Below are 24,254 nucleotides of genomic sequence, written 5' to 3' on the forward strand. Positions count from 1 at the left end.
GAAGGCCAGGGTTGCTACCAGAGGCAAATGCGCCAAGAACCTTCTTTTTACGGCTTTTGGCCGCCTTCCCACCCCATCGAAACTATTGAAAGCAATCCAGGCAAAAGTTATATGGCTTAGTAAAGATTTATAGAGATCAGGAATCCGGAGTTCCCTGAATGGCGGAAGAGGCCGAAATCGCGATCGAAACCAGGCTGCGCAGCGCAGGCCTGAGACCGACCCGACAACGTGTCGCACTAGGCGACCTTCTCTTCGCCAAGGGCGACCGCCACTTAACCGTCGAGGAACTGCACGAAGAGGCGGTCACCGCCGGCGTGCCGGTTTCGCTCGCCACCGTCTACAACACGTTGCATCAGTTCACCGAGGCCGGCCTGATCCGCGTGCTCGCCGTCGAAAGCACCAAGACCTATTTCGACACCAACGTGTCCGACCACCACCACTTCTTCATCGAAGGCCAGAACGAAGTGCTGGATATTCCGATCAGCAATCTGACGATCGGCAATCTGCCGGAACCGCCGAGGGGCATGGAAATCGCCCATGTCGACGTGGTCATTCGCCTGCGCCGCAAGCAGTGATAGGCAGTCGGCAGTAGAGCTGTCATCCAGCCGTTTGCTACTGCCTACTGGCTAATTCCTACTGCCTCCCATTTCACATCACATCGTCGGGATGCCGGCCGGGCTTATGATGGTAAGTCGGGAAGGTCCAGCCGAACCAGAGTGCGCCGCCGCGTACGATAAAGGCTGCGGTGACGCCAAGTGCCGCTGAGGCATAGAGCGGCATGGTGGTGGCGTTGGCAGCGGTGAAGACGCCAGCGCCGACGAGCGCGGCGGTCACATAGATTTCCGGCCGCAGCAGCACCGAGGGCTCGTTTGCTAGGAGATCGCGCAGGATGCCGCCAAAGGTTGCCGTCAGCGCGCCGGTGACGATGGCAACCGTTGGAGAGCCCGTCGCCGCCATGCCCTTGGCCGCGCCCATGACGCAATAGGCCGACAGACCGATCGCATCCAGCCAGATCAGCAGCCGGTAGCGCGATTCGAACAGATGCGCGGTGAAGAAGACGAGCACGCCGGCTATGGCGCAGATGATGATATAGGTGGGGTTCAGCACCCAGAAGACCGGCACGCGGCCGAGGATGATATCCCTGAGCGTACCGCCGCCGATCCCGGTGACCGCCGCGAGAAACAGGAAACCAATCAGATCGAGCTGCTTGCGCGAGGCCGACAGCGCGCCGGTCGCGGCAAAGAGGGCGACGCCGGCATAGTCGAGAAACGAAAGAAGCGACATTCGAGGCTCCAGGAGAGTGCCGGCGCGATTTTCGACGAAGTGAATCACGGCGGCAAGGGCCGCGCAAGCAGGCAGGTGCAAAGATGGCGCAGCGGTCGCCACAACCCTGCGGCCGATCCTGCGCCTTCAAGAGGAAATGCCGGTGAAATCCCTGCTGATCGTGATCCTGAATCTCATCGCGCTCGTGATCATGCCCGTCGTGGCGCAAGCGCAGCAATCGCTGGTGCAAGATCCGGTGGCCTTCGAGAAGGAACACTTCACCAAGCGTTGCGAGGGCCAGGCGAGCTTCGGCGACGGTTTCGCCACCGAACGGGACATCAACAACGACACGCTGACCGACATCGTCGTCAACGAGGGCGAGCTTACCTGCAAGGGAGAAAAGGGCCCCGACTGCACCGACGAGGGCTGCCCGTACAACTTCTACATCCATGTCGCCGAGGGCGGCTATATTCTCGTCGCCACCGCACGGATCTATGGCTACGATTTCATCCAGCGCTTCGGCAACATGGTGCTGGTCATGAAAATGCACCCGCACTTCTGCGACCGCACCGAGGGTGACCCTTGTGAAATCACCGTCCGCGTCCGCGGCGTGAAATTCGTCACCGTCGCGAAAAAATAGGTGTTATGGCCGAAAGGGCCAGCCATGTAGTTACGGGCTGGGCCACGTAGTTAGGGGCCGGGATACAGCGCCGAGGTACGGCCGGCGGCGTAATAGCCGACGAGACCGATCCATTCGCGGACGCCCGTCGCCAGCAACTGCGCATTCAGCGACGGCTGGGTGAAATCGAAGCCCAGCGTTTCCTTGCCCGTGCTGCGGTAATCGACCGGCCAGGGGACAACATCGATGCCTTGCTTGCGGAAAATGCCCATGGAGCGCGGCATGTGGAAGCCTGATGTGATCAACAGGCAACCGGAAAGACCGTTCTGCGCCAGGAGCTGCTTGGTGTTGACCGCATTCTCAAAGGTGGTGCGCGAGGTCGTGTCCTCGACAAGCCGATCCTTCGAGAGGCCGAGCGCAACAAAGAAGCGCTCAGAAATGACCGCATCCCCCTCGTAATTGCCACTGATCGAACCATCGCCGCCGGAGACGACGATACGTGCCTGCGGAAACTTCTGCGCCAGCCGCAACGTCTCGATGAGACGATCGCCAGCCGAATCGAGCTCATACCCACCCCGCGCCGTCGTCACCTCATTCTGCGTGGCACCGCCGAGAACGATCATACATTTGAGATCGGCAGGATCAGCCGCCGGATGCGGAAACCGCTCCTCCAGCCCCTGCACGATATAGGCGCCGGCGGTCGTATAAAGCGCGACGAACAGGATCAGGACCGACAGCAGCGACGAGACGATCGCAAGAAAGCGCCTGCGAACAAGGCTGCCGATCAGGCCCAATACACCGAAGAAAAAAGCCAGCGACAGCGGCTGACCAAAAATCCAGACCAGTTTCGAAAAAACGAACAAGATGCATCCTCGGGCGTGTCGAGCTGGAGCTCTCAAGAGCAACAGCAGAAAACGATTCGTTTTTTCCTAGCAGATTTTTGTGCGCTGCAATGTGGCGATTTTGGTTGGGTGGGCGGGGAGAAGGGGTGCGGGATGCAGGGTAAGTGCTGTCAGGGAAACCGCGGATCAATCAGCCTTAGGGTCTAATCGGGATACGAAGAACTGTTCTTATGTTGAAACCGTTAAATTGCTCCCTCGATGCCACGAGAAGTCGAATCGCTAGCTGAGTGCCGCCGCCAGAACAAGTGCGGCACGGCAATAAAATTGACATACAGCCCCGCTGAGAGCCTTTCTACTAGACTCGGTAAATAGTGAATCTATAGTCAAATGCCCCTCTATGAGGAATTACTGGGGAATTAGAGGCATCCCACGCAGGCTCACCTTGCCTCTAAGCCACGATGCTAGTATTAGATTGGCATCACTTGTCCGCAGCATTCAGGCGGCATTCTTGGTAGCAACCAGGGAGGTTTAGCTTCGTCGCATGAAGCGCCGAAGGACTGGTGAGAGCGGGTCCTCCTTGCTCTTAAAGAGAAAGGAGAGGGATATGAGAATATCATGTCCCGCATTCCGCCCAGTGTCAGTTGCTGACTACTGGCGGTTCCGTCTGGGCCAGTGGGAACATGTTTGTTCGCACTGCCGCCGCTGGCCGCGTTGCCGCGCGACTACGGTTTAACCCAGACTTCCCCTAGACTTGTGCCTGGATTGGGGCCCCCATTGCGGTGGGGGCCTTTTAGGCTCCTGTCATCAACAGGATGTTGATTTTGTATGTCGAATCACGCCACTTGACAAGTGTTTCTCACCTTCGTTCGCGACGCAAATTCGAAAAATATTCAATGTGATTCCAAAAAATTGTATATTTTCAATGCCTTAAAAAAGGCACGCACCCCTACTCGATTATGCCTCGACAGTCAATAACACGCCCCTGTGAATAATGAGGATACTTGAATATGAGGCGTCGGATAGTAGACATCGAGATGACGTGACGCATCAGAATCCGCCTAGTTTTTGGCAGCGATCTGAGCGCCAATCGATACAGGTACTGGCAAGGGTAGTTTCGTTAAAGGCGAGACCGACTTCCGCCTCATCGGCAAACGAATCCGATCAAATAAGTCTCTTCTTCGCAAACGCCCTGCCAGAATGAGATTTCAAATATGTTTCAAATTCCAGTGCTCTGTATTTGTCTGGAAAAGCGGAATACCAGAGCAAAATCCAGGGCGCGAATTTTGCTGTATGACTTGATTTGCCGGCATTGTGATCCGCAAGTCGCCGCTTAAGATCCGACGTAGATCCAGTATATTGCTGTTCGGGAAAATCGACGCTCTGGAGAATGTAAACATACCACATCAGGCTTGCCGTCACGCTCCGCGAATCATGTCGAGCATACTGGCTTAACGGTTTCCCGTGGCTGTCTTACGCAAAGCTTGTAATTGAGATTTAAGCCCGTCGTCGCCCTGCGGGCTTTGCCGGGCACTGCTTCGGCCTAACGGTTTCCTGCGGCTGCGCCACGCGAAGCCCGTAAGGGCGAAGCGTGGTGGAGCTAAGCGGGATCGAACCGCTGACCTCTTGCATGCCATGCAAGCGCTCTCCCAGCTGAGCTATAGCCCCATCAAGGTGGTGCCGTTTGACCGGCCCTGGGTCCCTTCCGAGCGCTTCGCCCGTCGGGGTGGCGGCTTATTACTTCTGGTTTTTGCAGATAGCAAGCCGAAATTTTCGGCCCGGAAAACTTTTCTTGTTCACCGGGCCGATTGTTCGCAAATCAAACGTCGTCGTCGTCGCCGGTGACGCCGATGATGTCGCTCATGTCGTCGTCATCTTCGTCTTCGTCGGCTTCGAGGAAGGTGTCGTCGTCATCGTCGCCGATTTCGACATCGTCATCGCCCATGTCCGGAATATCGTCGCCGGTAGCAGCCTCATCGGCATCTTCGAGCGATACGAGTTCGACTTCCGTGTTTTCGGTATCGACTTCAGCCACTTCGTCTTCTTCCGGAACTTCCTTGGAAGCGGAGGTTTCCTCGAAGAAGGACAAGGGCCAGGACTTGCCGGTGTAGGGCGAGACGATCGGGTCCCGGTTCAGGTCATAGAACTTCTTGCCGGTATCTGGATCGGTACGTTTTGTTCCAAGTTCCGCTTTCGCCACTGTCAAAGCCTCATGAATGGCCGAATAAAGATTCGGCAATGCCGGGGAAGCCGGCGTTTTAAGGGAAATTATCAGCCGGTCCCCTTAATCGTTGCGGCTCTCTCTGTCAAAGCCAAACTTTATATACGCCGGGACTGGTTTTCCCGGCATTCCAGGATGACCGGGCAGCGGGTCTATGGTAACGAGCCAGCGTGAACCGCAGGTCAGTTGGCGCAACAGGAGCTAAGCCAGCGATAATGCGGCGTAAATAACGGCATCGCAAAGGAATTGCCCATGCCGCACGACATTCATCCGCGGCCCGCGACGGCGCGCCACTCGACCAATCTTTCCGGCACCATCCGCGTTCCCGGCGACAAATCCATTTCGCATCGCGCCCTCATGTTCGGCGGCCTGGCTGCCGGCGAAACCCACATTACCGGCCTGCTCGAAGGCGAGGATGTGCTCAATACCGGCAAGGCCATGCAGGCCATGGGCGCCAGGATCGAGAAGATCGGGGCCGAATGGATCATCAAGGGCGTCGGCAACGGCGCGCTGCTGGCCCCGGAAGCACCGCTCGATTTCGGCAATGCCGGCACCGGCAGCCGCCTGACCATGGGCCTCGTCGGCGTCTATGATTTCGAATCCACATTCATCGGCGACGCCTCGCTTTCCAAGCGGCCGATGGGCCGCATCCTCGATCCGCTGCGGCAGATGGGCGTGCAGGTCAAATCCAGCGAAGGCGACCGCCTACCGGTGACGCTGCATGGGCCGGAGACGGCCAGTCCGATCACCCATCGCGTGCCGATGGCTTCGGCGCAGGTCAAATCCGCCGTGCTGCTCGCCGGCCTCAATGCGCCTGGAATCACCACCGTCATCGAGCCGGTCATGACCCGCGACCATACCGAAAAGATGCTGGCCGGCTTTGGCGCCGATCTTTCGGTCGAGATCGATCGGGACGGCGTGCGCACCATCCGCCTTCAGGGCCAGGGCAGGCTTTCCGGCCAGATTATCGACGTTCCCGGCGACCCCTCCTCGACGGCCTTTCCGCTGGTCGCGGCGCTGATCGTTCCCGGCTCTGATATCACCATCCGCAACGTGCTGATGAACCCCACCCGCACCGGCCTGATCCTGACGCTGCAGGAGATGGGTGGCGATATTGAGGTTCTCGACAGGCGTCTTGCCGGCGGCGAGGATGTCGCTGATCTCCGCGTCCGCTCCTCGGCGCTCAAAGGCGTCACAGTGCCGGCCGAGCGGGCGCCGTCGATGATCGACGAATATCCGGTCCTCGCCGTCGCCGCCGCCTTCGCCGAGGGCGCGACGGTCATGCTTGGGTTGGAGGAACTGCGGGTCAAGGAATCCGACCGGCTTTCGGCGGTTGCGGAAGGGTTGACGCTCAACGGCGTCGATTGCGCCGAAGGCAAGGATTCGCTGACGGTGCATGGTCGGCCGAACGGGAAAGGTCTCGGCAACGCTCGCGGCAGCCAGGTCAAGACCCATCTCGACCACCGCATTGCCATGAGCTTCCTGGTGATGGGGCTTGCCTCGGAACATCCGGTCAGCATCGACGACTCCACCATGATCGCCACCAGCTTTCCGGAGTTTTTTGACCTCATGACAAGATTGGGTGCGACGATCGAGGTCGAGGGCTGATAAAATCTTGGCCGGCCTGCGGGTGAAAGCGCCCGCAGGCGTGACGCAACCCAAGTCGGGAGCAGTCGGTGGCCATTCGGGGCCGCCGGTCCTATGACGCGCCCGACAACGACAGACGGTTCCGGACCATGTACCAGCCGCCTCATCATCGCGAAGACGATCTCGGCACGCAGCACGCGCTGATCCGCGCGCATCCGCTGGGATTGCTGATCACCGCCGGCAATGGCGGGCTGATCGCCAATCTTGTGCCGTTCCATCTCAAGACCGGCCTTTCACCCAAGGGCACGTTGCAGGCGCATATCGCCAGGGCGAACGGCCAATGGCGGGAAATCCAGGCGGGAGCGCCGGTCCTCGTCGTCTTTCAGGGCGCCGAAAGCTACATCACGCCATCTTGGTATGCGACCAAGCAGGAGACCGGCAAGGTCGTGCCGACCTGGAACTATGCGGTCGTGCAGGTTCGCGGCAATGCGCGCGTCATCGACGATCCCGCCTGGCTGCGGGCGCAGATTGGCATGCTGACCGGCGAGAACGAGAGCGGCCGTCCGCAGCCCTGGACGGTCGACGATGCGCCGCCGGATTTCATCGCTGCGCAGTTGAAGGGTATTATCGGCATCGAGATCGACATCGAGACGATTGACGGCAAGTGGAAGGTCAGCCAGAACCGTCCCGCCGCCGATCGGCAGGGCGTCGCCCAAGGCCTCGACGGAATCGACAGCGGTTCAGCCGCCGAAATGGCCGAGCTGGTGCGGCGATACGACAGACAAAAGCAAGACTGAAGGCAGGGATATAAAGAGAATGATCATCGCCATCGACGGACCCGCTGCGGCAGGCAAGGGAACCTTGTCGCGCCGGATCGCCGAGGAATATGGTTTTCACCATCTCGATACCGGCCTGACCTATCGGGCGACCGCCAAAGCCCTCCTTGACGCCGGCCTGCCGCTCGACGACGAAACGGTTGCCGAGACGATAGCGCGAAAAGTCGATCTTTCCGGGCTCGACCGCGCGGTCCTGTCGAAGCACGAGATCGGCGAGGCGGCATCGAAGATCGCCGTCATGCCGGCGGTACGCCGGGCGCTGGTCGACGCGCAGCGGGCCTTTTCGCTGAGGGAGCCGGGCACGGTTCTGGATGGGCGCGACATCGGCACTGTCGTCTGCCCCGATGCTCCGGTAAAAATCTATGTCACGGCATCGGCGGAAGTCAGGGCGAAACGACGCTACGACGAAATCGTCAATGCCGGCGGCAGCGCCGATTATGCAGCAATTTTCGAGGACGTGAAACGGCGCGACGAGCGGGACATGGGCCGCTCCGACAGCCCTTTGCGACCAGCGGAAGACGCGTACTTGCTTGATACCTCAGAAATGAGTATAGAAGCGGCGTTTCAGACGGCAAAATCGTTTATCGATGCCGGTCTGAGCCGAAATGCCTGAAAATGCGAGCGACTTCGCGTGCTTTGCGCACGAAGTCGCTGATTTAGAAGCCTGACATTCCGTCCAAGCGCCGGATAGCCTTCCCCAAGGGGAGGCGGACGGATGCAGGCCTGTTCAACACGAACCACCGGCGCATCAGTGTCCTCAATCCTGATTGAGACACGCCAGGAGATTTTATGTCTGTAACTTCCCCCTCTCGCGAAGATTTCGCAGCCCTTCTCGAAGAATCCTTTGCCAAGAACGATCTGGCTGAAGGCTATGTCACCAAGGGCATCATCACCGGCATCGAAAAGGATGTCGCCGTTGTGGACGTCGGCCTCAAGGTCGAAGGCCGCATCGCGCTGAAGGAATTCGGTGCACGCGCCAAGGACGGCACGCTCAAGGTTGGCGATGAAGTCGAAGTCTATGTCGAGCGCATCGAAAACGCGCTTGGCGAAGCTGTTCTGTCGCGCGAAAAGGCTCGCCGCGAAGAAAGCTGGATCAAGCTCGAAGCCAAGTTCGAAGCTGGCGAGCGCGTCGAAGGCGTCATCTTCAATCAGGTCAAGGGTGGCTTCACCGTCGATCTGGATGGCGCTATCGCCTTCCTGCCGCGTTCGCAGGTCGACATCCGTCCGATCCGCGACGTTACCCCGCTGATGCACAACCCGCAGCCCTTCGAAATCCTCAAGATGGACAAGCGCCGCGGCAACATCGTCGTTTCGCGTCGTACGGTTCTGGAAGAGTCCCGTGCCGAGCAGCGTTCTGAAATCGTTCAGAACCTCGAAGAAGGCCAGGTTGTTGACGGCGTCGTCAAGAACATCACCGATTACGGTGCGTTCGTTGACCTCGGCGGCATCGACGGCCTGCTGCACGTCACCGACATGGCATGGCGCCGTGTGAACCATCCGTCGGAAATCCTGTCCATCGGCCAGCAGGTCAAGGTACAGATCATCCGCATCAACCAGGAAACCCACCGCATCTCGCTCGGCATGAAGCAGCTCGAGAGCGATCCGTGGGATGGCATCCAGGCCAAGTATCCGGAAGGCAAGAAGATCTCCGGTACCGTTACGAACATCACCGACTACGGTGCGTTCGTCGAGCTGGAGCCGGGCATCGAAGGCCTCATCCACATTTCGGAAATGTCCTGGACCAAGAAGAACGTTCACCCCGGCAAGATCCTGTCCACGAGCCAGGAAGTCGAAGTCGTCGTTCTCGAAGTCGATCCGACCAAGCGTCGTATCTCTCTCGGCCTGAAGCAGACGCTGGAAAATCCGTGGGCAGCATTCGCCCGCAACCATCCGGCTGGCACTGAAGTCGAAGGCGAAGTCAAGAACAAGACCGAATTCGGCCTGTTCATCGGCCTCGACGGCGATGTGGACGGCATGGTTCACCTCTCCGACCTCGACTGGAACCGTCCGGGCGAGCAGGTCATCGAAGAGTACAACAAGGGTGATGTCGTCAAGGCCGTCGTTCTCGACGTCGATGTCGACAAGGAACGCATCTCGCTCGGCATCAAGCAGCTCGGCAAGGATGCAGTCGGCGAAGCCGCTGCTTCCGGCGAACTGCGCAAGAATGCCGTCGTTTCGGCTGAAGTCATCGCCATCAACGATGGCGGCATCGAAGTGAAGCTCGTCAACCACGACGACATCACCTCCTTCATCCGCCGCGCCGACCTGTCGCGTGACCGCGACGAGCAGCGTCCGGAGCGTTTCTCGGTCGGTCAGACCGTCGACGCCCGCGTCACCAACTTCTCCAAGAAGGACCGCAAGATCATGTTGTCCATCAAGGCTCTGGAAATCGCAGAAGAGAAGGAAGCAGTTGCTCAGTTCGGTTCGTCCGACTCGGGTGCTTCGCTCGGCGACATCCTGGGTGCGGCTCTGAAGAACCGCAACGCCGAATAATCTTCGGCTGAAGCCTTAGAGATAAAAAACCCGCCGGAGCGATCCGGCGGGTTTTTGTTTGAGTCTACACAGGATTCAAAGACTAGAACTATCTTTGTGCGTTCAGACGAACACACGGCGCTCTGACGCGGCCCGGTTATTCCCATTCCACCATGCGCTGATAGAAATCGAAGGCGTGATCGTGCAGGGAGTCCTGCGGCGCGGGTGCAGGCAGTGCGAGCGGTTCTGGCGCGATGACGCTGGTTTCCGAGAGAGTGGCTTCTGCATCGGCCTCTTCGGATGTTGAAGCCGTCGGCTGATGCGTTTCCTCAGGCTGAGAATCGTCTTCACTCTCGTCCTGCGCCGTTTCTCCGCCCTGCCCCTGTTCGTGCTCCTCGTCATCGGCGGGGTCGACACGATCGACTCTTTCCAGTTCCTTCTCTTCAATCGAGACATCCACTGGCAAATATTGTGCGATGGCAAACGGAATGCCTTGCGGCAGCGGGACCGACGTTCCCATCTGCGACGCAGCATCGGGCATATTCATAGCGGGTGCACCCGGCATATCGCCCAGGGATTTGCTCTGAAGCGCAGCCGGCGCGCTCGGTACCTCATCCGTAGAAGTCGCGTTCTGGCTTGCCATGGTGGCGGCCAGATTCCGGGTGTCCTCATTGGCGGTCGTCTGCGGCGGCAGCGGCACGTCCTTTTGGTCGTCGGCATTGGCGGCAAGCGCCTGCGCGATAATCTTTTCTGCCGCGGACTCATCGTCGTGGATAATCTGCAGAAGCTCGGGGCCGGTGACTTCCAAGGCACGGCCGATGACGACCTGCAGTCCTTCCTTGATATCGGCCCGGATCTGCTGGATGTCCCGCGGCACAGGCGGTGGCGTGATCGGCGATCTGATCAGAGCGATTTCCGTGGGGAGCTTCTCCTCGGCCGATGTCGCTGACGACATGTTGCCCGCTACGGGGATGACGTTTTGCGGATGGACGGTCTCGCCGTTGCCGGCATCAATGAGAAGCGCACTTGCAGCCAGCGGAAGCGGGGCGGATTGCTGATTTGGGATGGCTTGCGGGGTCGAGGCGGTTTCGAGGCTTGGCAAGAGCTCCGGTTCCAAAATCGCCGCAGCAACGAGAACTGCCTGAGCCGGTGCAATCGCCACCGGCGTTTCCTCGGCCACCTGCGCGGCAATTGCAGCGAGGACAGCGGCCGCGGGTGCTGGCGCCGCAACGCTCTCCGGCGAAGCCGGCAGGACTGCCGGGGTAGCCGCCGGAACGACGTCTGTAGTCTTCAGGATCGCTTGTGCCGGGACTTGGGCCGGGACTTGGGCCTGCGACTCGATCGTCTCCGTTTCGCCGGCATTCTGGCCATAGGAATTGACAACGGCCTTGATGACCGCGTCGGGCTCCGGTGTCAGCGCCGCATCCAGGCTGATGGCGATTTGCACGGCTTCCGGCCCATCCGGATTGGTCAGCACCTCGGCAATGAGAGGCAACGGGATCGGCGTTTCCGCCTGCGCGTCCAAGAGTTGCTGGGCGACCGCAAGCTGTTGCGGCGGCAGGCTGAGGATCGTATCGGCCAGCCGCTGTGCCAAAGCGGCGTTGCTCTCATCTGGCTCGCGCGAAATGTTCAACGCCGTGCTGGCGTCATCGATGACGGAGAGCAAACTGTCGAACATCCGTTCGCGCGCCGCCACCAGCAGCATGTTCAACTTGCCTTCGACACTGGCGTTCACCGTATTCGGCAGCACGGCAAGCGGCGTCGCGGTCGTCTGGGCACCGGACGTTTCGGCGGTGGCAACCGCCGGCTTTTCAAGGGTTATACCCAAAGCAGACACGGCACTCACGGAAGACAACATGGGATGCTCCTTTGTCTGAAAAGACGGAAGCAGAAGGCAGGTTCAGTCGGAGTCCGCTCATGCGGCCATCAGCAATTCGCAAGCCGGTTGACCGACCGGTCGACGCAGAAAAACGTCGGTCGAATGCATGAAATCAGGGGTAGAATAGCAGGCCGTCTCTTAACAGATTACTAACTACCGAGCCGATGCCACCTCCGCGGCACCGGTTTTTCTTTTCAATTCGCTTTTGACACGGGCGATCAGCTATGCGCGAAAATATCGGTCTCTTCCCAGCCGAGGAGGTCCAGCTTTGCCCGGGTCGGCAGGAAGGTGAAGCAGGCATCGGCATGCTCGATGCGGCCATCGCGCACAAGGCGCTCCCTCAGCTTGCCGCGCAGCGCGTGCAGGTAAAGCACATCGGAGGCGGCATATTCGAGCTGTGCCGGCGAGAGCGTCTCGGCCGCCCAGTCGGAAGACTGCTGCGCCTTGGAAATGTCGACCTCGAGCATCTCCTTGAGATTGTCCTTGAGGCCATGACGGTCCGTATAGGTGCGGCAGAGGCGCGAAGCGATCTTGGTGCAGAAAACCGGCGTCGTGGTGACACCGAACGTGTGGAACAGCACGGCGATATCGAAGCGGCCGTAGTGAAAAATCTTCTCGCGCGAGGGATCGGCCAGCATGGCGACGAGGTTCGGCGCCTCTTTCTGGCCGGCGGCGATGCGGATCACATCGGCAGTGCCGTCACCCGGCGAAAGCTGCACGACGCAGAGCCGGTCGCGGCGTGGAATGAGGCCGAGCGTTTCGGTATCGATCGCTATGGAGCCGGTGTAGCGGGCGGCATCGGCAGCAGAAATATCGCCTTCGTGATAACGGATGGTCGCGGCCATGAAGCTCTCCCGGCTCTATCGTCTGAATTCGTTTTTCGTCCTGTTCTATAGAACAGACAAGGAGATAACGATACTGCGCGGGGCTTAAAATGCGAGGCCTCGTCCGGCCTCAAGTCGAGGTGATGTGGATATGGCCTTGCCACAGACGCGCCGCTGTCAACTTTCCGGAACGGAAGGCGCCGGTGTCGATATTGAGCCGAAGCCCATGCGCTTCGGCTTGTCTGACCGGCGTATGGCCATGAATGATCAGCTTCGGCAGCGGTTGCGCGCTGTCGTAAAAGCGCGAGCGGATGTAAACAAGGTCGTCATCGTCCTGCGCTTCGATCGGTCGTTCCGGATCGATACCGGCATGGACGAACAGGACCTGCGGCGTATCCAGCAGAATCGGCAGCCGGCGGAGAAAGTTGAGATGATCGTCGGGTAGCCAGGTGCGGATGAAGGTGTCGAGTTTTTTCTGCCGGGGATATTGCTGCCGTAGAGCCTGGATATCCACGCCATAGGATTTCAGCGTCGCCTCACCGCCGAGCGCGACCCACTCGTCCAGGGATATTTCACCATCGGCATAGGCGAGCATGGCGAGCTCATGATTGCCGGTGAGGCAGATCCGGTCGAAACCATTCGGCAGCGGCGCCATCAGCCGGCTGACGACCTGTGCCGAGGCCGGGCCACGATCGATGAAATCGCCAAGCATGATGATCAGCTTGCGGCCGGGCAGTGCGGCGGCATCGGCGAAAATCTTGCGTTCGAGCACGCTCAGGAGGTCGTAGCGGCCATGCACGTCGCCGATCACATAGGTCGGCACGTCCAAGCTATCGAGGTGCTCACGACGCCGGCGCGGGCTGAAGCCGCGAGTGACTTTCTCGCGTATGGTATTTGCCGCCATGAAACTTCCCTCATCGAAATGTCACCATCCCGAGCGCTCTAACCCCTCGTAGAGCGGTTCAGCGTTTCACGGAATCGCTTTCCCGCTCTATCCCTTTGTTTTGACGCATTCCGGACGGAAAACCGCTGCGCACTTTTCCTGGAAGTGCTCTAAGCAAAAATAACCGAAAAGCGACAATTCTTTGCCGAATACAGGGATAAACGCGTCTGCCAGGTGTCTATGTCGGCGGAAGTCATCAACAAAGGATTACCTTGCGGCAAAGCGTCCCGAACATAGCCATTTCGCATTGTAAAATTTGACATAGGATGTCCACAATTCTATCGCGCTCGGTAACCCAGGAGGACGACTTTTCATGACCAAGACCATTACCAGGTTCAGCCTCGCCGCCATTCTCGCACTCGGCCTTTCCGGTCAGGCTTTTGCGCACGCACATCTGAATTCGGCAACCCCGGCCGACAAGAGTACCATCAAGGCCTCGCCCAGCGAACTGGACCTCACTTTCAGCGAAGGCTTGAACCTGAAGTTCTCCGGCATCAAGGTAACCGGCCCCGACAAGGCAGTCGTCAAGCTCGGCGATCCCATGCTGATGCAGAACGACACCGTGCTGATGGTTCCCGTCTCCGGAACGCTTGGCGCCGGCACCTATACCGTCGAATGGCATGCTCTTTCCGCTGACGGCCATAAGACCAATGGCAGCTACACCTTCACAGTAAAACCTTGATCGATCCCAACATAGCGCTTGAGGCGTGCCGGTTCCTTCACGGCGCATCCCTGATGCTTCTGTGGGGCGCCTCGGCCTTTCTCTGCTTTCTGGTGCCGAAAGTGCTGGCGGAGAAGGTATGGCGCATGTTCGGCACCGCCCCCTTCCTTGCGGCGCTGATTGCCGGGCTGACGACGCTTGCCTCGCTGCCGCTTGCAAGCGCCATCATCGGCAATGGCTGGAGTGATGCCTTCAATGCCGGCACGATCCGCGACGTGCTGTTCGAAACGACGGTCGGGCAGGCGTGGCTCGCCCAAGCCGCCGCTGCCCTCATCCTCGTTCTTGCTTTCCTGCCGCCGGAGCGTTGGCGTCGCCCGGGCGTGGCGCTCGGCTCCGGTCTCGGCCTTGCCGCCCTCATGCTCACCGGTCACGCCTCGATGCATGAAGGCTGGCTCAAGCTCGCCCATCGCGCCAATGACATTCTTCACGTCCTGGCCGGCGGCGGCTGGCTGGGCGCCCTGGTGCCGCTGGTCCCGATCCTCCGGCTTTTGAACGCGCCCGAAGACCGGGCGGAAGCACTGTTGGCGCTTCGGCGCTTCTCCACCGTCGGGCATGGCGCCGTGGCGCTGGTCATCGCCTCCGGCCTCGTCAATACGATGCTGGTCCTTCAGCGCCTGCCGACGAACTGGTCATCTCCGTATCAAGCGCTGCTTGCCATAAAGATCGTGCTGGTCGCCGGCATGAGCCTGTTGGCGATCGTCAATCGCTACATCCTCGTGCCGCGGATGCAACGCGATCGGGCCCGGGCTTTGAGCGCCATCCGTCGCGGCAGTATTGCCGAGATCGTCCTCGGTATCGCAGTCATTGCGCTAGTCGCCGTTTTCGGCATGCTCGAACCCGTCTGACCGTCAGGCCGACAGCGACCTCACAACCGCACGAACGGCCTCGGCATCCTCCGTTTTCGGCCGGTATTCGAGACCGACCCTGCCGCTATAGCCATGGGCAAACAGCCAATTCAGACGGCCGAGCAAATCGATCTCGCCGGTGCCGGGATCGTTACGGCCAGGGTGATCCGCGACGTGGACATGCACGATGCGATCGGCGCGTTTGCCGACCACATCTTCCGTCCGCTCGCCCATGACAGCCGAATGGTAGATATCGTAGACGATACCAATTTCCGGCCGGCCCACCTCGACGACGATATCCAGGCCTTCCACCGTCGAGGACAAATAGTAGCCGACATGGTCGATCTTCGTGTTCAAAGGCTCCAGACCGAGCCGAACGCCTGAGCCGCTCAAGATATCGGCGCCGGCGCTCAAGGCGGAGATCATGACTTCCCGCTGTTCGGCGCGTGAAAACTCCGGCAAATCGTCACCCGCCTGCGCAACCAAAACCGAAGCGCCCAGGCGCTGCGCCACATTGACGGACACCTGCAAGCCCTCCAGCCAAGCCTCCTTGTTCGCCGGATTTGTCAGCGCGATCATCGGCTCGGCGACGATGCCCGAAACGGCGATCCCGGTCTCGGCGACCGCGGATGCGATTGCATCCAGGTCCTTGTTCGTCCAGCGCCAGAACTCGACCGCGCTTAGTCCGGCCTGATGCGCCAGCCGGATACGGTCGGTAAAATTGTCACCTTCGCGGGCAAACAGCCATTCGATGCATGCCGAAAATTGCCGCATGAAAATCGTCCTCCAAAGAATATGCCCAGTGACGTGGGCCCTATCGCCGGCGACGGCAAGAGGCCGGCCGCTAGAATTGCGAGGCGGACCGGCGCAGCGCGGGCTGGGCGCCCTCGACGCTCATTGCCGTCACCATGCGCATATCCCGGCGGAAATCCGAAGGCGACATGCCGGCAATATGGCGGAAGGATTTGTTGAAGGCGCTGATCGAGCCGAAGCCGCTGTCCATCGCCACCTGCAGCACGTTGGCGCCGTCGCGCATCAGCATGGCCTGGGCGCGCGACAAGCGCAGCAGGTTGACATATTTGCTGAGCGTCATGCCGGTGCATTTCTTGAAGAGGTTCATCGCATATTTCGGATGCAGATCCGCTGCCTTGGCGATATCAACCGTATCGATGTCGTGCAGGAAATTGCTGGCAATGAAATCGCACATGCGCGCCAGGCTGCGCGACGATTGCGGGTGGACCTGTTCGCTCGACTGATGCTCCCGCTTTTCCGGCAGCATGCGATAGGGCTCGAAAGCAATGCGCTCCAGGCGCAGCAGGAGTTCGGCAACCGCATGTTCGGCCTTGGCCGGATCCCCGGAGCGGACATAACGATACCAGCGGGCGAAATTCTCGTTGTCGGCGGCATCCGTCGCGGAGGTGACCAGGGTCTCGCCTCGTATCAGACGGCCGGAAATATCGAGCGGCAGGCGCATGCGGAAGAAATGCACCAGCGGCAGATGCGCGCCGGCATAGATCGAATCTTCCGACGAATCATCCATCTGATGCGGCTGCCCTCCCCAGAACACGCAGATATCGCCGGCACGAAGCTGAATTTCATGGTCGTTCATACGGTAGTGAACCGTGCCGCGTATAAGGTAGTTCACCTCGACCTGCGCATGCCAATGCGGCATCACCATCAGGGGCGGATGGGTATGAAACATCTGCAGGGTCGTCGGCAGCCCTTCGATGCTGCTCGCGCCCGGCTGATAAACTGCTCGATGACCCACCTTACTTTCCGCCAAGTCGATGTTCCTTTTTTAGGAGACAGAAGCGCACCGGTAGCTAGTTTAAGCGTGTTCGCTAGAGGACGGCAATTGAAAAGGGAGGATTTTCAATGCGTTTAAAACTCGCGGGAGCGGCGGCACTTGCTGCCTTGCTGGCTTCCGGTTCTGCTTATGCGGAACAAACCACCATCACAGTCTGGAGCTGGAACATCGCCGCGTCGGCGCTGAAATCCACGGTCGAAGGATTCAATAAAAAATATCCCGACATCAAGGTCGAGGTTCAGGACATCGGCAACCCGCAGGTCTTCGATAAGATGCTGGCCGCTTGCGCCGCCGGCGGTGACGGTCTGCCCGACATCATGTCGATCGAAAATCACAAGGCATCGATCTTCTGGAACCGCTTTCCGGACTGCCTGACCGATCTGACGAAGCTCGGCTACACGGATGCGCTCAAGAAGCAGTTCCCGGACTTCAAGCGTGCCGAGCTTGAGGTCGGCGATGCCGCCTATGCAATGCCCTGGGATTCCGGCCCGGTCGCCATGTTCTACCGCCGCGATCTCTATGAAAAGGCGGGCGTCGATCCGGCAACGATCAAGACCTGGGACGATTTCATTGCCGCCGGCAAGAAGATCTCCGCCGCCAATCCGGGCGTGATCATGGCGCAGGCCGATCTAAACGGCGACACTGAATGGTTCCGCATGCTCGCCAACGAACAGGGCTGCGGCTATTTCTCGTATGACAGCCAGAGCATCACCGTAAACCAGCCAGCCTGCGTGAAGGCCCTGGACAAGGTGAAGGAGTTCAAGGACGCGGGCCTGCTGAGCGCGGCGAACTGGAACGAGAAAATTCAGTCGAACACCGCCAGCAAGGTGGCATCGCAGCTCTATGGCGGCTGGTATGAAGGCACCATTCGCTCCACCTCGCCGGATCTCGCCGGCAAATGGGGCGTCTATCCGATGCCGAGCATGACGGCCGATGGCCCGCATGCGGCCAATCTCGGCGGCTCTTCGCTCGCGATCGCCAGCGGCTCCAAGAACAAGGAGGCAGCCTGGAAATACCTTGAATATACGCTTGGCACCAATGAGGGCCAGGTTACCATGCTGAAGTCCTTCGGGCTGGTACCGTCGCTGCTGACGGCGGTTCAAGATCCCTTCGTCAACCAGCCGCAGCCTTATTGGGGCGGTCAGAAGGTATGGGCCGATATCCTCGCCACCCTGCCGAAGATCCGCCCGAGCCCCGGCACCCAGTATTTCAGCGACGCCGATGAGGTCATAAAGGCCGTGCAGACGAAATACCTCGCTGGTGGTTACCCGAACGGCAAGGCCGCGCTCGACGATGCGGCACAGCAGATCGCCTCGGCGACAGGTCTGCCGCTCGCGAAGTGAGTGACACTGCCGGGCGCGCATCCCAAGCCGCGCTCGGCATCCCCGCCGCCCTGAGGGCGGCGGGGATGCGACGTCACGCGTCATTTCACTGCGCATAAAGGAGAAGGCTTTCATGCGGTTGCGAAACCGGAGCGCCTATGCGTTCCTTGCACCCTATCTTCTGGTGTTCGCCGCCTTCTGGGTCTGGCCGATCATCTATTCGTTCCTGATCTCGTTCCAGAACACCCGGGTTAATCCGTGGGTCTTTAACCTGTCGCTCAATTGGGGGCGCCTGTTCGGCGACCCGGCCTTCTACAACGCGCTTCAAAACACGCTGATCATCCTGATCGTCCAGGTACCCGTGATGATCACGCTCGCCACGGTCATGGCGGTACTATTGAATTCACCGCTGCTGAGAGCGCGCGGCATTTTTCGCTTTGCTTTCTTCGCACCGGTCGTCGTTGGAGAGGTGGCCTATGCCGCTGTCTTCCGCCTGATGTTCAACGTCGATTTCGGCATCATCAACAAGCTAATCGGCATGATCGGCCTCGCACCGGTGTCGTGGTTCGCCGAATCGCATGCCGCAATGGTGCTCATCATCATCGCCGTCACCTGGCGCTGGGCGGGCTACAACGCCATCATCATCCTTTCCGGGCTGCAATCGATCCCCGAGGATGTTTACGAGGCCGCGACGCTTGACCGCGTCAACCGCTTCCAGCAGTTCATCCATATCACCCTGCCGCTGTTGAAGCCGATCATTCTGTTCTGCGTGGTCCTGTCCGTCATCGGCACCATGCAGCTTTTCACCGAACCATATCTGATCACCAACAGGGGTGGTCCCGGCGGCGGGACGGAGACGCTCGGCCTGTTGCTCTATCGCCAGGCCTTCCAGTCGACCAACTTCGGCTATGCCTCCGCAATCGCCTACACGATGGCGGCGCTCGCCGTGGTCATCTCTCTTCTCAATCTCTGGGTGGGGCGCGAACCGAAATGAAATCGAAGTCCAAATCCAATCTGATCCGCTCGATCGCGCTGCACGGCCTGCTCGCACCGCTTGCCCTTATCTGGCTGTTTCCGCTCTGGATGATGTTCATCTTCTCGACCATGCCCGACTACGGCATCTTCAGCCCCGATATCGTCATGGTCCCATCGACGAGCTTTTTCGACAATGTCCGGAATCTGCAGGCCGACACTAACTTCCTCGGTGCAATGACGATCTCCATCGGCGTCGCAGTCATTTATACCTTCCTGTCGGTGCTCCTGACCTCGATGGCCGGATGGGCTCTGGCGCGCTACCAGTTCGCCGGCCGTTCGGGCGTTATCGCCATCATCCTCGGCACGATCACGCTGCCCTACTCCGTCGTCGTCATTCCGCAATTCATCATGGTGGCGCGCGATTTCGGGTTGGGCAACACATGGGTCGCATTGATCGTGCCACCGCTCTTCAATTCGCTCGGTGTGCTGTTCATGCGCCAGGCCTTCTCGATGATGCCGGGCGAGCTCTTTGACGCCGCACGAGTCGAGGGCGTCAAGGAATGGCAGATCTTCCTCCGCATCGCTTTGCCGCTGGCAAGACCGACCATGGCGGCGCTCGCCATCATCCTGTTCCTGGCCTCCTGGAACAACTACCTCTGGCCGCTGCTCATCAATTCCCGACCGGGGATGATGACCGCGCCGGTGGCGCTCGGAACGTTGATCGGCCTTACCAGGGTATCCTGGGGCGGCATCATGGCGGGTGCCGTCATGCTGACGGCGCCGATTCTCATCGTCTTCGTTCTCCTGCAGCGCCACTTCATCGCCGGCATCGCCGCCGGCGCAATCAAATAATTCCGGGAGACCCGTATGGCTGAACTGTCCCTTACCAATGTCGTCAAACGCTACGGTACCCTTGAAATCATCCACGGCGCCAATCTCGACGTGAAGGACGGCGAGTTCGTCGTCTTCGTCGGGCCGTCCGGATGTGGCAAGTCCACGCTGCTGCGCATGATCGCCGGTCTCGAAGACATCACCGGCGGCGAACTCAAGATCGGCGGCCGCGTCGTCAACGATATGGAGCCGGCTGATCGCGGCATTGCCATGGTCTTCCAGTCCTACGCGCTCTATCCGCATCTGACGGTCGAGCAGAACCTCAATTTCGGCCTGCGCATGAACGGCAACCCGAAGGCCGATACCGACCGCCGCGTCAAGCAGGCGGCCGAGATCCTGCAGATCACTGAACTGATGCAGCGCCGGCCGAAGCAGCTTTCCGGCGGCCAGCGCCAGCGCGTCGCTATCGGCCGCGCCATCGTGCGCGAACCGCAGATCTTCCTGTTCGACGAGCCGCTGTCCAACCTCGATGCCGAGCTGCGCGTACAGATGCGCGTCGAAATCTCGCGCCTCCACAAGAAGCTCGGCACGACGATGATCTATGTGACGCACGATCAGACCGAGGCGATGACGCTGGCCGACAAGATCGTCGTGCTGCGCAGCGGCAATATCGAGCAGATCGGCGCGCCGCTCGACCTTTACGACGATCCCGCCAACCAGTTCGTCGCCGGCTTTGTCGGATCGCCAAAGATGAATTTCCTGCCGGCCGAGATCGTTGCCAAGCAAGACGGCGGCGTGACGGTGGCCCTGAAGAATCAGCGCGACGTCCGTCTGTCATTGCCGATCGCTACGGCTCAGGTCGAAACCGGCCAGGCGGTGACGCTCGGCGTGCGGCCGGAACATTTTCTCGAGGCTGGTCGTGGCGATATCGATGTAACCGTCGATGTCGACGTCGCCGAGCATCTCGGCAATACCAGCTACATCTACGCCAACATCGCCGGCGGAGAGCAGATCGTCATCGAGCGGGAGGAATCCCGCAACACCAACAATCGCGACACGCTGAACGTAGCACTCTCCGCAGCCAAGACATTCCTGTTCGACGGCGCCGGCAACCGATTGCGATAGGCGCTCTTTTCCACCGCTCCCCGTTCCATCGCTCCCAAGTCCCGTCACTCCCAAGACAGCATGCAGATTTAGGAAAGGACCAGTTCATGACTACCGAGACATCCATCCGCTGGGGCATCATCGGCCCCGGCAGGATCGCACAGACTTTTGCCGAAGGCGTCGCTCACTCCCGCAGCGGCAAGCTGGTGGCCATCGCCAGCCGCAATCCCGACAAGCCGGGTCTTGGCGATAACTTCCCCGGCGCGCGCATCGTGAACGGCTATGAGGCGCTGCTGGCCGACAAGGAAATCGACGCCATCTATATCGCCACGCCCCATACCGGCCATGCCGAATGGGCCATCAAGGCGATCCGTGCCGGCAAGCATGTCCTCGTCGAAAAGCCGATCGCGCTGTCCGCCTATGATGCCGAGGCGATCTACTACGAAGCCAAGAAGGCTGGCGTCTTCGCCGGTGAAGCCTTCATGTACCGCGTGCATCCACAGACGGCGAAGCTGATCGAACTGGTGAAAAGCAGCGTGATCGGCGAGATCCGCATCATCCGCTCCTCATTCGGCTTCAACATGGGCACGGTCAAGCCGGAACACCGATTGTTCGCCAACGACACGGCTGGCGGCGGCATCCTGGATGTCGGCGGCTATCCGGTATCCATGGCGCGGCTGATTGCCGGTGCCGTTGAAGGCAAGCCGTTCCTCGACCCGGAAAAAGTCTCCGGTGTCGCCCATCTCGGCCAGACCGGCGTCGACGAATGGGCCTCAGCAGTGCTGAAATTCCCGAACAATATCATCGCCGAAGTATCCTGCTCGATCATGGCAAATCAGGACAATACGCTGCGCATCATCGGCTCGGACGGGCGTCTGGAAGTCAAGGATTTCTGGTTCGCCTCCGGCCACAAGGGCGGCGTCGGCAAGATCGAGCTCATCAAGGGCGCGGAAACGCAGGTTATCGAGGTCAAGGAAGACCGTTGGCTCTACTCCTTCGAGGTCGACGCCGCGGGCGATGCCATTCGCGCCGGCCAGGCGGAATTCGCCTATCCGGGCATCAATTGGGCCGATTCGATCGGAAACCTGCGCGCTCTCGATCAGTGGCGCGCCACTGTCGGCCTCGAATATGAGGTCGAGAAGGCGACGCGGCGGACGACGAATATCGTCGGAGCACCCGTCACCATGGGCAACAGCATTCCGAAGCGCACCATTCCCGGCATTGCCAAGCCGGCCTCTCTTGTCACGCTCGGCTTCGAATTCTTCCCGAATTTCGCGGCAGCATCGCTGACGCTCGACGCCTTCTATGAAGCCGGCGGCAATGCCTTCGACACGGCTTACGTCTATGGCGCCGGCAAGACGGAGAGCATATTCGGCGACTGGCACACCAGCCGCAAGGTTCCGCGCGAGGAGGTCGTGCTGATCGGCAAGGGCGTGCATTCGCCGCTTTGCTATCCGGACATGATCGCCAAGCAGCTCGACCAATCGCTGAACCGGCTGAAGACCGATTATGTCGATATCTATTTCATGCATCGCGACAACACGGCCGTTCCGGTCGGTGAATTCGTCGATGCCATGGATGCCGAGGTCAAAGCCGGCCGCATTCGCGGCATCTTCGGCGGCTCGAACTGGACCCGCGCCCGTTTCGACGAAGCGATCGCCTATGCCGAAAAGAACGGCAAGGCGGCGCCAGCAGCTCTCTCCAACAATTTCTCGCTGGCGGAGATGCTCGATCCGATCTGGGCCGGCTGCATTGCTGCCTCCGACGAGGAATGGAAGGCTTGGCTGAATGCCAAGCAGATCCCGAACTTTGCGTGGTCCAGCCAGGGCCGCGGCTTCTTTACTGACCGCGCCGGCCGCGACAAGCGCAGCGACGAGGAGTTGGTTCGCGTCTGGTATTCCGAGCGCAACTTCGGCCGCCGCGACCGGGCGATCGAACTGGCGCAGAAGCTCGGCCGCAACCCGATCCACATCGCGCTCGCCTATGTCGTCGCCCAGCCTTTCCCGGTCATTCCGCTGATCGGCCCGCGCACGATCGCCGAGCTGGAAGACAGCCTCTCGGCACTCGACATCAAGCTGACGCCGGAACAGGTGAAGTGGCTTGAAGGCTGATGCACGCCGATGGCCGGCTCAGGAATACGGGCCGGCCACTCTCACATGACTGAGGCCGAAAACGAAACAGCCCGCTTGGTTCGACAAGCGGGCTGTTTTTATTGCTACCGGATGAATCTTTGTCGCAGCGGATGCGGGCAACCATTACGCCGCGAAATTGAAGGTTTTGGTTTCGGAGCCCTCAAATTCCAGAAGATAGGTCTTCCGCTCGAGGCCACCGGCAAATCCTCTCAAGTCACCGGCCGATCCGACGACGCGATGGCACGGCGTAACGATGGAGACCGGATTCCGGCCATTGGCGGCGCCGACCGCGCGTATGGCCTTGGGAGCACCGATCTGCACGGCAATTTCGGCATAGGAGCGTGTCTCGCCGAAGGGAATGGTGAGCAGTGCCTGCCACACCTTCTTTTGAAATTCCGTGCCGGAGAAGTCGAGCGGCAGCTCAAAAACCTGTCGTTCGCCGGCAAAATATTCCCGCAACTGCCGTTCCGTTTCTATGAGAACAGGATGATTGACATCCTCCGCAACGATATTCAGCCGAACGCGATTTGGCCGGTCATTGTCCCAGAGAATTGCCGCCAAGCCCTCATGACTGGCAACGAGTTTCAACTCGCCGACAGGTGAGTTCACGATCTTGTAGACATAATCCTTCTGCGCACCCCGCGCTGTCCTGGCCATGTCGATATCCTTTCATTGGGATCTAACCGACGAGACTGTCGTAGCCGCCTCTGTTCGTCCGATCGCGGCGAATCCGCTGCTTCGCTGACAATGATGCATATGAGCGGAAATACCGGACGTAGCCCACCCGAAAAGCATTTCGATTGAGAGAAGGCACAATATTTTCACGCCGGCACGAGGTTTGGACAGGAGCCAGTGCGACCTCAGGCCCATGGTTGACCGCAAGCATCTTGGACATCCGGCCAATGTTGGAGATCTGATGAGACTGCGATTGCTAGCGTAACGGCATCCTAAAAACGCAGAAAGCCCCGTGTGGGGCTTTGTGTGTGATCTTTGGCGGCTTTGTTGTGTGGAAGGAAGCTGGATTGGTTGCGGGG

General features: G+C 59.8%; 23 protein-coding genes and 1 tRNA gene. 13 read left to right on the plus strand and 11 right to left on the minus strand.

Annotated features, from left to right (window positions below; all coding sequences use genetic code 11):
- Positions 1-158: 158 nt before the first annotated feature.
- The gene (gene irrA, locus GGD50_RS30060) at positions 159-575 is read left to right on the plus strand and encodes an iron response transcriptional regulator IrrA (RefSeq protein WP_107106446.1); all 417 of its coding nucleotides are present in this window, start codon (positions 159-161) and stop codon (positions 573-575) included.
- Positions 576-648: 73 nt separating this feature from the next.
- Here irrA and GGD50_RS30065 read toward each other — a convergent pair whose 3' ends face one another.
- A complete protein-coding gene (locus GGD50_RS30065) occupies positions 649-1,284 on the minus strand; it encodes a trimeric intracellular cation channel family protein (protein WP_107106445.1) in 636 nt (211 codons plus the stop codon).
- 142 nt (positions 1,285-1,426) lie between these two features.
- On the opposite strand from GGD50_RS30065, the gene GGD50_RS30070 reads away from it, so the two are divergent.
- The gene (locus GGD50_RS30070) at positions 1,427-1,903 is read left to right on the plus strand and encodes a hypothetical protein (RefSeq protein WP_107106444.1); all 477 of its coding nucleotides are present in this window, start codon (positions 1,427-1,429) and stop codon (positions 1,901-1,903) included.
- A gap of 50 nt (positions 1,904-1,953) precedes the next feature.
- Here the strand turns inward: GGD50_RS30070 and GGD50_RS30075 are convergent, their stop codons facing one another.
- The 4 genes from GGD50_RS30075 to GGD50_RS30090 form a co-directional block, all read right to left on the minus strand.
- Positions 1,954-2,745, minus strand: coding sequence for a YdcF family protein (locus tag GGD50_RS30075; RefSeq protein ID WP_107106443.1), 792 nt, complete (start codon positions 2,743-2,745; stop codon positions 1,954-1,956).
- Positions 2,746-3,885: 1,140 nt separating this feature from the next.
- The gene (locus GGD50_RS30080; protein ID WP_107106442.1) at positions 3,886-4,128 is read right to left on the minus strand and encodes a GIY-YIG nuclease family protein; all 243 of its coding nucleotides are present in this window, start codon (positions 4,126-4,128) and stop codon (positions 3,886-3,888) included.
- 185 nt (positions 4,129-4,313) lie between these two features.
- A tRNA-Ala gene (locus GGD50_RS30085) sits at positions 4,314-4,389 on the minus strand.
- 151 nt (positions 4,390-4,540) lie between these two features.
- Positions 4,541-4,921, minus strand: coding sequence for a TIGR02300 family protein (locus GGD50_RS30090; protein ID WP_107106613.1), 381 nt, complete (start codon positions 4,919-4,921; stop codon positions 4,541-4,543).
- Positions 4,922-5,194: 273 nt separating this feature from the next.
- Between GGD50_RS30090 and aroA the strand changes: the two genes are divergently transcribed.
- The 4 genes from aroA to rpsA all read left to right on the plus strand — a co-directional run bounded on the left by aroA (position 5,195) and on the right by rpsA (position 9,858).
- Positions 5,195-6,550: a 3-phosphoshikimate 1-carboxyvinyltransferase gene (gene aroA / locus GGD50_RS30095; RefSeq protein ID WP_107106441.1), complete on the plus strand. Its 1,356-nt coding sequence runs from the start codon at positions 5,195-5,197 to the stop codon at positions 6,548-6,550.
- 128 nt (positions 6,551-6,678) lie between these two features.
- Entirely contained in the window at positions 6,679-7,326 is a 648-nt protein-coding gene (locus GGD50_RS30100; RefSeq protein ID WP_107106612.1) for an FMN-binding negative transcriptional regulator, read from the plus strand.
- 19 nt (positions 7,327-7,345) lie between these two features.
- The gene (cmk, locus tag GGD50_RS30105) at positions 7,346-7,978 is read left to right on the plus strand and encodes a (d)CMP kinase (protein WP_107106440.1); all 633 of its coding nucleotides are present in this window, start codon (positions 7,346-7,348) and stop codon (positions 7,976-7,978) included.
- 176 nt (positions 7,979-8,154) lie between these two features.
- Complete coding sequence (gene rpsA, locus GGD50_RS30110; RefSeq protein WP_028754676.1) at positions 8,155-9,858, plus strand: 30S ribosomal protein S1; 1,704 nt, start codon at positions 8,155-8,157, stop codon at positions 9,856-9,858.
- 136 nt (positions 9,859-9,994) lie between these two features.
- Here the strand turns inward: rpsA and GGD50_RS30115 are convergent, their stop codons facing one another.
- The 3 genes from GGD50_RS30115 to GGD50_RS30125 all read right to left on the minus strand — a co-directional run bounded on the left by GGD50_RS30115 (position 9,995) and on the right by GGD50_RS30125 (position 13,444).
- Positions 9,995-11,695: a hypothetical protein gene (locus tag GGD50_RS30115; protein WP_107106439.1), complete on the minus strand. Its 1,701-nt coding sequence runs from the start codon at positions 11,693-11,695 to the stop codon at positions 9,995-9,997.
- 239 nt (positions 11,696-11,934) lie between these two features.
- The gene (locus GGD50_RS30120) at positions 11,935-12,561 is read right to left on the minus strand and encodes a ribonuclease D (protein ID WP_107106438.1); all 627 of its coding nucleotides are present in this window, start codon (positions 12,559-12,561) and stop codon (positions 11,935-11,937) included.
- 109 nt (positions 12,562-12,670) lie between these two features.
- Entirely contained in the window at positions 12,671-13,444 is a 774-nt protein-coding gene (locus GGD50_RS30125; protein WP_107106437.1) for a metallophosphoesterase, read from the minus strand.
- Positions 13,445-13,796: 352 nt separating this feature from the next.
- On the opposite strand from GGD50_RS30125, the gene copC reads away from it, so the two are divergent.
- Positions 13,797-14,165, plus strand: coding sequence for a copper homeostasis periplasmic binding protein CopC (copC, locus tag GGD50_RS30130; protein WP_107106436.1), 369 nt, complete (start codon positions 13,797-13,799; stop codon positions 14,163-14,165).
- Positions 14,162-15,049, plus strand: a complete 888-nt coding sequence (copD, locus tag GGD50_RS30135; protein WP_107106435.1) for a copper homeostasis membrane protein CopD — start codon at positions 14,162-14,164, stop codon at positions 15,047-15,049. The genes copC and copD overlap by 4 nt, the downstream gene beginning before the upstream one ends.
- 3 nt (positions 15,050-15,052) lie before the next feature.
- Here the strand turns inward: copD and GGD50_RS30140 are convergent, their stop codons facing one another.
- Together GGD50_RS30140 and GGD50_RS30145 are read right to left on the minus strand one after the other, a co-directional pair.
- Positions 15,053-15,823, minus strand: a complete 771-nt coding sequence (locus tag GGD50_RS30140; RefSeq protein WP_107106434.1) for a TIM barrel protein — start codon at positions 15,821-15,823, stop codon at positions 15,053-15,055.
- 70 nt (positions 15,824-15,893) lie between these two features.
- On the minus strand, positions 15,894-16,838 hold the full coding sequence (locus tag GGD50_RS30145; RefSeq protein WP_107106433.1) for a helix-turn-helix domain-containing protein: 945 nt from the start codon (positions 16,836-16,838) through the stop codon (positions 15,894-15,896).
- 86 nt (positions 16,839-16,924) lie between these two features.
- Here GGD50_RS30145 and GGD50_RS30150 point away from each other — a divergent pair, with 86 nt between their 5' ends.
- The 5 genes from GGD50_RS30150 (at position 16,925) to GGD50_RS30170 (ending at position 23,199) form a co-directional block, all read left to right on the plus strand.
- On the plus strand, positions 16,925-18,199 hold the full coding sequence (locus GGD50_RS30150) for an ABC transporter substrate-binding protein (RefSeq protein ID WP_107106432.1): 1,275 nt from the start codon (positions 16,925-16,927) through the stop codon (positions 18,197-18,199).
- Between the two features lie 112 nt (positions 18,200-18,311).
- Complete coding sequence (locus GGD50_RS30155) at positions 18,312-19,172, plus strand: carbohydrate ABC transporter permease (RefSeq protein WP_107106431.1); 861 nt, start codon at positions 18,312-18,314, stop codon at positions 19,170-19,172.
- On the plus strand, positions 19,169-20,005 hold the full coding sequence (locus GGD50_RS30160; RefSeq protein ID WP_107106430.1) for a carbohydrate ABC transporter permease: 837 nt from the start codon (positions 19,169-19,171) through the stop codon (positions 20,003-20,005). Before GGD50_RS30155 ends, GGD50_RS30160 begins: the two co-directional genes overlap by 4 nt.
- A 15-nt stretch (positions 20,006-20,020) precedes the next feature.
- Positions 20,021-21,109 (plus strand): ABC transporter ATP-binding protein, encoded by a 1,089-nt coding sequence (locus tag GGD50_RS30165; protein ID WP_107106429.1) that lies wholly within the window; start codon positions 20,021-20,023, stop codon positions 21,107-21,109.
- 86 nt (positions 21,110-21,195) lie between these two features.
- Positions 21,196-23,199, plus strand: a complete 2,004-nt coding sequence (locus tag GGD50_RS30170; RefSeq protein ID WP_107106428.1) for an aldo/keto reductase — start codon at positions 21,196-21,198, stop codon at positions 23,197-23,199.
- 144 nt (positions 23,200-23,343) lie between these two features.
- Here GGD50_RS30170 and GGD50_RS30175 read toward each other — a convergent pair whose 3' ends face one another.
- Entirely contained in the window at positions 23,344-23,877 is a 534-nt protein-coding gene (locus tag GGD50_RS30175; protein ID WP_107106427.1) for a methylated-DNA--[protein]-cysteine S-methyltransferase, read from the minus strand.
- Positions 23,878-24,254: the final 377 nt, after the last annotated feature.

It is taken from the genome of Martinezella paranaensis (genome assembly GCF_014200235.1).
GTDB classification, from domain to species: Bacteria; Pseudomonadota; Alphaproteobacteria; order Rhizobiales; family Rhizobiaceae; genus Rhizobium; species Rhizobium paranaense.

Bases quoted from the DNA above. Each gene is read 5' to 3' on its own strand.
- irrA (WP_107106446.1), top strand. From the start codon at position 159: ATGGCGGAAGAGGCCGAAATCGCGATCGAAACCAGGCTGCGCAGCGCA.
- GGD50_RS30065 (WP_107106445.1), bottom strand. From the start codon at position 1,284: ATGTCGCTTCTTTCGTTTCTCGACTATGCCGGCGTCGCCCTCTTTGCC.
- GGD50_RS30080 (WP_107106442.1), bottom strand. From the start codon at position 4,128: ATGTGGTATGTTTACATTCTCCAGAGCGTCGATTTTCCCGAACAGCAA.
- aroA (WP_107106441.1), top strand. From the start codon at position 5,195: ATGCCGCACGACATTCATCCGCGGCCCGCGACGGCGCGCCACTCGACC.
- GGD50_RS30100 (WP_107106612.1), top strand. From the start codon at position 6,679: ATGTACCAGCCGCCTCATCATCGCGAAGACGATCTCGGCACGCAGCAC.
- cmk (WP_107106440.1), top strand. From the start codon at position 7,346: ATGATCATCGCCATCGACGGACCCGCTGCGGCAGGCAAGGGAACCTTG.
- rpsA (WP_028754676.1), top strand. From the start codon at position 8,155: ATGTCTGTAACTTCCCCCTCTCGCGAAGATTTCGCAGCCCTTCTCGAA.
- GGD50_RS30115 (WP_107106439.1), bottom strand. From the start codon at position 11,695: ATGTTGTCTTCCGTGAGTGCCGTGTCTGCTTTGGGTATAACCCTTGAA.
- GGD50_RS30120 (WP_107106438.1), bottom strand. From the start codon at position 12,561: ATGGCCGCGACCATCCGTTATCACGAAGGCGATATTTCTGCTGCCGAT.
- GGD50_RS30125 (WP_107106437.1), bottom strand. From the start codon at position 13,444: ATGGCGGCAAATACCATACGCGAGAAAGTCACTCGCGGCTTCAGCCCG.
- copC (WP_107106436.1), top strand. From the start codon at position 13,797: ATGACCAAGACCATTACCAGGTTCAGCCTCGCCGCCATTCTCGCACTC.
- GGD50_RS30140 (WP_107106434.1), bottom strand. From the start codon at position 15,823: ATGCGGCAATTTTCGGCATGCATCGAATGGCTGTTTGCCCGCGAAGGT.
- GGD50_RS30150 (WP_107106432.1), top strand. From the start codon at position 16,925: ATGCGTTTAAAACTCGCGGGAGCGGCGGCACTTGCTGCCTTGCTGGCT.
- GGD50_RS30155 (WP_107106431.1), top strand. From the start codon at position 18,312: ATGCGGTTGCGAAACCGGAGCGCCTATGCGTTCCTTGCACCCTATCTT.
- GGD50_RS30160 (WP_107106430.1), top strand. From the start codon at position 19,169: ATGAAATCGAAGTCCAAATCCAATCTGATCCGCTCGATCGCGCTGCAC.
- GGD50_RS30165 (WP_107106429.1), top strand. From the start codon at position 20,021: ATGGCTGAACTGTCCCTTACCAATGTCGTCAAACGCTACGGTACCCTT.
- GGD50_RS30170 (WP_107106428.1), top strand. From the start codon at position 21,196: ATGACTACCGAGACATCCATCCGCTGGGGCATCATCGGCCCCGGCAGG.
- GGD50_RS30175 (WP_107106427.1), bottom strand. From the start codon at position 23,877: ATGGCCAGGACAGCGCGGGGTGCGCAGAAGGATTATGTCTACAAGATC.